This is a genomic window from Streptomyces sp. 7R007, from assembly GCF_054850255.1.
This window is the reverse complement of record NZ_JBTWMV010000035.1, coordinates 66,617-72,616: the sequence shown is the minus strand read 5'-3', so window position 1 is coordinate 72,616 and position 6,000 is coordinate 66,617. Positions and strand designations below refer to the sequence as shown.

Genomic DNA, 6,000 nt, shown 5'->3' with positions numbered 1-6,000 from the left:
CTCGGGCTCGATGCCGTTGATCTCCATCGGACCCGAGATGATCTTGCCGACCGTCTGCCGGGGGTTGAGCGACGAGTACGGGTCCTGGAAGATCATCTGGATCTCGGACCGGATCGGCGCCAGCTCCTTGCGGCTGGCGTGCGTGATGTCCCGGTCCCGGTACGTGATCTTGCCGGCCGTCGGCTCCAGCAGCCGGGTGATCAGCCGGCCCGTCGTCGACTTGCCGCAGCCCGACTCCCCCACCAGGCCGAAGCTCTCGCCGACGTGCACGGTCAGGTCGATGCCGTCGACCGCCTGCACGGCGCCGACCGTGCGCCGGATCGGGAAGCCGCCCTTGACCGGGAAGTGCTTGGTCAAACCCTCGACGACCAGCAGCGGGTCCCCGGACGCGCCGGCGCCGGCCTCCCGGGGAGCGGGGAGGACGAGGTCTTCTGTCATGGCGTGTCCTCTGTCATGGCGTGTCCTCCTAGCCCAGACGGGGCTTGATCTCTTCGACGAAGATGGTGCGCTTCTGCTCCGCCGTGAGATGGCAGGCGGAGGCCCGGTCCGGGGCGAGCAGCGGGCGTTCGGTGACACAGCGGTCGCCGGCCACCCGGTCCTGGAAGGTGCAGCGGGGGTGGAAGCGGCAGCCGGACGGCGGGTTGAGCAGCGACGGCGGGGTGCCGGGGATGGGCGCGAGGGGGGCCGAGAGGTCCGAGTCCAGGCGCGGCATGGAGTTCAGCAGGCCCCAGGTGTACGGGTGCTGCGGCGCCCGCATCACCTCGTTCACCGTGCCCCGCTCGATGGCGCCGCCCGCGTACATCACCATGATGTCGTCGGCCATGTCGGCGATCACGCCCAGGTCGTGCGTGATGAAGATGATCGCCGAGCCGAACTCCCGCTGGAGGTCCTTCAGCAGGTCCAGGATCTGCGCCTGGACCGTCACGTCGAGGGCCGTGGTCGGCTCGTCGGCGATCAGCAGGTCGGGGTCGCAGACCAGGGCCATGGCAATCATCGCGCGCTGGCGCATACCGCCGGAGAACTGGTGCGGGTAGTCCTTCGCCCGTTCCCTGGGGTTGGGGATGCCGACCTTGCCGAGCATCTCCACCGCGCGCTCCCAGGCCGCCTTCTTGGAGGCCCCGGTGTGCTTCATGAACGGCTCGGCGATCTGCCGGCCCACCGTGTAGTACGGCGACAGCGCGGTGAGCGGGTCCTGGAAGATCATGGCGACCTTGTTGCCGCGCAGCTTCTCCAGTTCCGACTCCCGGGCCGTGGTGAGCTCCTGGCCCTCCAGCAGGATCTCGCCTTCGACGGTGGTGAACTGCGGGTTGTGCAGGCCCAGGATCGTCAGGTTGGTGACGGACTTGCCGGAGCCAGACTCGCCGACGATGCCGAGCGTGCGGCCGCGCGCCAGGTCGAAGGAGAGCCCGTCGACGGCCTTCACGACGCCGTCCTCGGTCTTGAAGCTGACGTGCAGGTCCCGCACCGAGAGGAAGGCGCCCGTGTCGGCCGGTACGGGGGCGCCGGCGTCCTTGGTCAGAGTGGTCACAGCGTGTCTCCTCTTACCCGGCCTAGGACAGCCGCACGCGCGGGTCGATGAAGGCGTAGCAGGCGTCGACGATGATGTTGAACAGCAGGATCATGGAGGCGGAGAACAGCATGACGCCCAGCAGCAGCGGCAGATCGCTGAACTGCACCGACTCCACCGCGAGCCGGCCGAGGCCGGGCAGTCCGAAGGTGTACTCCGTGATGATGGCGCCGCCCAGCAGGGAGCCGAGGTCGATGCCGAAGATGGTGACGATGGGGATGAGAGAGCCGCGCCAGGCGTAGCGGAAGAAGACGTACTTGCGGGACATGCCCTTGGCCCGGGCGGTGCGCACGTGCTCCTCCTGGAGCTGTTCGATCATCGACGAGCGCGCCATACGGGTGTACTGCGAGGCGAAGATCGTGGACAGCACCACCCACGGGATGATCAGCCCGGTGAACCAGGTGACCGGGTTGGCGGTGAAGTCGTTGTAGGCCGGCTTGTCGAAGAGGTGCGACTGGTAGACGAAGACCGCGAGGGCCAGCGGTCCCAGGAAGTAGATCTGCAGCGAACTGATCACCATCGAGCCGGCGGTGACCGTCTTGTCGAGCAGGGTGCCCCGCTTCCACGCGGCGATCATGCCGGTGCCCAGCCCCACGATCAGGAAGACCACCGCGGCGCCCAGCGTCAGCGAGAGCGTGGTGGGCAGGCGGTCCATCATGGTCGCCCAGACCTGGTCGTTGGTGTGGTACGAGTACCCGAAGCAGGGGGCGGGGCAGGGGCCCTGGGCGAACTTGTCGCTGCCGAGCACCAGGTTGTGCAGGAAGATCCCGTACTGCTCGGGGATCGACTTGTCCAGGCCGAGCACATGGTGGATGTTCGCGAGACTCTGCGGATTGCACGTCTTCCCGCACATCAGCAGCGCCGGGTCCCGCGGCATCCCGAAGAACAGCAGGAACGTCACGATGCTCAGCAGGAAGAGGATGACGACGGCACCGAGAATCCGGCGGACGAGGAAGCGCAGCATGACAGGGGCAGCTCTCTGACGTCGGCGGGCCGGGCGGTACCCGGTGCGTCGCCGCCTTCGGCGGGATCACGCACCGGGTACCGGTCGGACGAAGGGGTTACTTGATGTACAGGCGACGCGGGTCGATGCCGCCGATCACGTCGTCGTAGACCAGGCCGCCGACCTTGGAGCCGGCGATCTGGACCTGCTTGTAGTCGATGGTCGGGACGGCGTTGATGACGTCCTTGGCCAGGTACTGGTCGATCTTCTCCCACGCGGCCGCCGACTTGACCGGGTCCGTGATCTTGTTCGCGGCGTCGATGTCGGCGTTGACCTTGGAGTCGTTCACGTGCGAGTAGTTGGGCGAACCGTCGGCGATCGCGCGGCCGTCGAACAGCGGCGGGATCACGGTCGAGGCGGACGGCCAGTCGGCACCCCACGCGGAGTGGTAGATGTCGTAGTTGTTGTCGACCTTGCCGATCTGGTCGTAGAACGTCTCGGCCGGGATGTCCTGGCGCTGCACGTTGAAGCCGGCCTTGTTCAGCGCGGCGGCGATGGCGGCGGAGTACTGCTGGCCCTCGGGGGTGTTGATGTAGCCGTAGGTCAGCTTCATGCCGACCTTGCCGGCCTTCTTCAGCAGTTCCTTGGCCTTGGCCGGGTTGCCGCCGGGGCTCTTCTTCTTGCCCCACGGGTCGAAGGAGGCGTCGTAGCCGCTGACCGTCGGGCTGATGAAGCCGCCGGCGACCTCCGCGGCGGAACTGCCGCCGAAGGCACGGACCATGGGCGTGATCGGCAGGGCGTAGGCGATGGCCTCACGGACCGTCTTGTCCTGCAGTTCCTTGTGCGACATGTTGATGTTGACCTGGCCGACGTAGGGCTGGTAGCCCGCCACCGTACGGGCCTTGACGGCCGCGTCGCCGCCGAGGACCTTGGTGATGTTGCCCGCGTCCACCGAGTTGTTGAAGCTGACGCCGGTCTGGTCGGCGCCGGTGTCGGCGAGGAGCGCCTTGGTGGAGTCCTCGTACTGGACGTTGAACGTGAAGTTCATCTGGTCCACGTACTGGTTGCGGATCGGGTCCGTCTTCGGGTCCCAGTTGGTGTTCTTGACGAGCACCATCGACTTGCCGGACTTGAACGACTGGATCTTGTACGGGCCGCTCGTCACCGGGGCCTTGTCGTACTTCTCCTTCGTGTCGCCCTTCTTGGAGACGACCGCGTAGCCCGCCATGGCCAGCGCGTACGGCAGGTCCGGGTGCGCCGTCTTGAAGTGGAAGACGATGGTCTTGTCGTCCGGCGTCTCCAGGACGCTGCTCGGCAGGTGCTTGCCCTTGTAGGGGCCGTCCGGCAGCAGCTTGCGGTAGTCGGAGCCGGAGCTGTCGGCGAGCCACTGCTGGAGGTACGTGGGGCCCTGGTTGATGAAGGGCGCGAAGAGCCGCTCGAAGGTCTGCCGGAAGTCCGCGGACGTGATCGGCGTCCCGTCGGAGAACTTGATGCCGTCCTTGAGGGTGTACTTCCAGGTCTTGCCGCCGTCCGTGGTGGTGCCGGAGTCGGTGGCGAGGTCGCCGACGACCTCGTGCGAACTGCCGTCGTTGCTGGTCGCCTTGTAGCCGGTCAGGCCCCGGTGGATCAGCGTGGCGAGCGAGCCCTCGTCGGAGACGTAGATCTGCCCCGGGTCGAGGTGCGCGTAGGAGTCGCGCTGGAGCACCTCAAGGGTGCCGCCCTTCTTGGCGCCCGGCACCGCGGCGGCCGGCCCCTGCGAGTCCGAGGCGTCCCCGAACTTCACGGACGCCTGCTGGCGTTTGGCGTTCTCCTGGTCCTTCTTCTCGTCGTCACTGGCGTTGCTGCCGCCCTTGCTGCAGCCGGAGAGCAACAGCGCTCCGGCCGCGAGCACCGACAGTGCGGCGTATGTGTGGCGTCCGCCCCTACTCATCACTGAAGTTTCCACCCATCTGTGTGTCGCATGATGCGAAGGAAAAGGCCGTGCGGTATCCGGGCGAGGACGCCCACAAACAGTCGGTCAGCGCGCCGTCTTGGGATCGAAGGCGTCCCGGACCGAGTCCCCGAGCAGGTTGAACGCGACGACGAAGATGACCATCGAGACGCCGGGGAAGAACATGTAGGTGATGTCGTTCTGCAGCACGAGCTCGGACGACGCCTTGGAGAACATCTGGCCCCAGTCGGGCGTCGGTTCGACGATGCCGACGCCGAGGAACGACAGGCCGGCCTCGATCGTCACGAAGTTCGGCAGCAGATACGTGGCCTGCACCAGCAGCGGTGTCACCACGTTCGGCAGGATCTCCTTGCGGATGATCCGCCAGGGCGAGGCGCCGCTCACCTTCGCGGCCTCGATGAACTCCCGCTCCCTGAGGGCGAGTGTGGTGCCGCGCAGGATGCGCGCCAGGCTCATCCAGCCGAGCACCCACTGCACGACGATCAGGGCCACCACCCGCACATAGGTCGGCGTCTCGTCGCGCGGGCTGACGAACAGCGAGACCACGACCGGCATGCTGGCGATGAAGAACAGCTGCGAGGGGAAGGCCAGCAGGAAGTCGATGACGCGGCCGATCGCGAAGTCGGTCTTGCCGCCCACGTAGCCCGCGGTGACGCCGAGGAGGATGCCGGTGAGGACGACCGCGAGCGTGACGGCGACGGAGATCATCAGCGAGGTGCGGATGCCGTAGATCAGCTTGGTGAACACGTCGTAGCCGTTGCCCGGTTCCAGACCGAACCAGAACTCGCTGCTGATCCCGCCGTTGGGCTGCACCGGCACACCCGCGCTGTCGAACAGCTCCGGCCGTTCGTCGGCGTAGATGGTGTACGGGTCCTTCCCGTACAGCTTCGAGATCAGCGGCGCGGCGGCCGCGATCACGAAGAAGAACAGCACGACACAGGCCGAGATCACGCCGGTGCGGTCGCGTTTGAAGCGGATCCACATCAGCTGGCCGGGTGAGCGGCCCTCAAGCAGGCGGTCCTCGGCCTTCGCCGGCGGTCGCGGTGCGCCGTCGACGACGACCGACGTCCCGCCGCCCTCAACGTCGATAGGACTTGTCACAGTTCGCCCATTTCACAGGTGTGGGTGTGAAGAAGCGTCAGGGCATCCCGCGGTTGGCGGGGAAACCCGCAGCCGGACGCGCGTAGTCGTCAGGCACGACCGGCTCGCCGACTGGATCTTCGGAGTCAGTCGTCCTGTGCGGGGCGGTAGTTGAAGATGAAGGACAGCATGGGATCCTCCTCGTGACTCCACGTGCTCACCGATGGGAGGGGGCGCATGTCTGTCCTCCGACACCCCTGACGGAGGGTCAGACACCCCCTTGGTGCTCGCGAGTCGGCGCTGTCCCCACAGCGCGAGACCCATTGACCCGAGCGCTGCGGCTAACTATCTGCCATGTGTCAGGTACCGACCACTGTCTTTAAATCTCAATTCAGTCACAGCTCGCGCGTAGATCTTCCAAAACTCGGACAAACCGTTCGGGCCGAGAAGGCCGCGAAA

5 protein-coding genes are annotated in these 6,000 nt (G+C 66.6%); all 5 read right to left on the bottom strand.

The window, feature by feature from the left end; translation table 11 throughout:
- Positions 1-438: ATP-binding cassette domain-containing protein (locus tag ACYF6T_RS32955; RefSeq protein ID WP_461701099.1), on the bottom strand; the 438-nt coding region annotated here is incomplete at its 3' end.
- A gap of 28 nt (positions 439-466) precedes the next feature.
- Positions 467-1,528: an ABC transporter ATP-binding protein gene (locus ACYF6T_RS32950; protein ID WP_461701098.1), complete on the bottom strand. Its 1,062-nt coding sequence runs from the start codon at positions 1,526-1,528 to the stop codon at positions 467-469.
- A gap of 22 nt (positions 1,529-1,550) precedes the next feature.
- Positions 1,551-2,531 carry an ABC transporter permease gene (locus tag ACYF6T_RS32945; RefSeq protein ID WP_461701097.1) on the bottom strand — a complete coding sequence of 327 codons (981 nt, stop codon included), beginning with the start codon at positions 2,529-2,531 and terminating at the stop codon, positions 1,551-1,553.
- 97 nt (positions 2,532-2,628) lie between these two features.
- Positions 2,629-4,440, bottom strand: coding sequence for an ABC transporter substrate-binding protein (locus ACYF6T_RS32940; RefSeq protein WP_461701095.1), 1,812 nt, complete (start codon positions 4,438-4,440; stop codon positions 2,629-2,631).
- 87 nt (positions 4,441-4,527) lie between these two features.
- On the bottom strand, positions 4,528-5,562 hold the full coding sequence (locus tag ACYF6T_RS32935) for an ABC transporter permease (protein WP_461701094.1): 1,035 nt from the start codon (positions 5,560-5,562) through the stop codon (positions 4,528-4,530).
- Positions 5,563-6,000: the final 438 nt, after the last annotated feature.

What these genes read in the sequence shown, in the direction of transcription:
- ACYF6T_RS32945 (WP_461701097.1), bottom strand. Translation starts at nt 2,531, where the DNA reads ATGCTGCGCTTCCTCGTCCGCCGGATTCTCGGTGCCGTCGTCATCCTC.
- ACYF6T_RS32940 (WP_461701095.1), bottom strand. Translation starts at nt 4,440, where the DNA reads ATGAGTAGGGGCGGACGCCACACATACGCCGCACTGTCGGTGCTCGCG.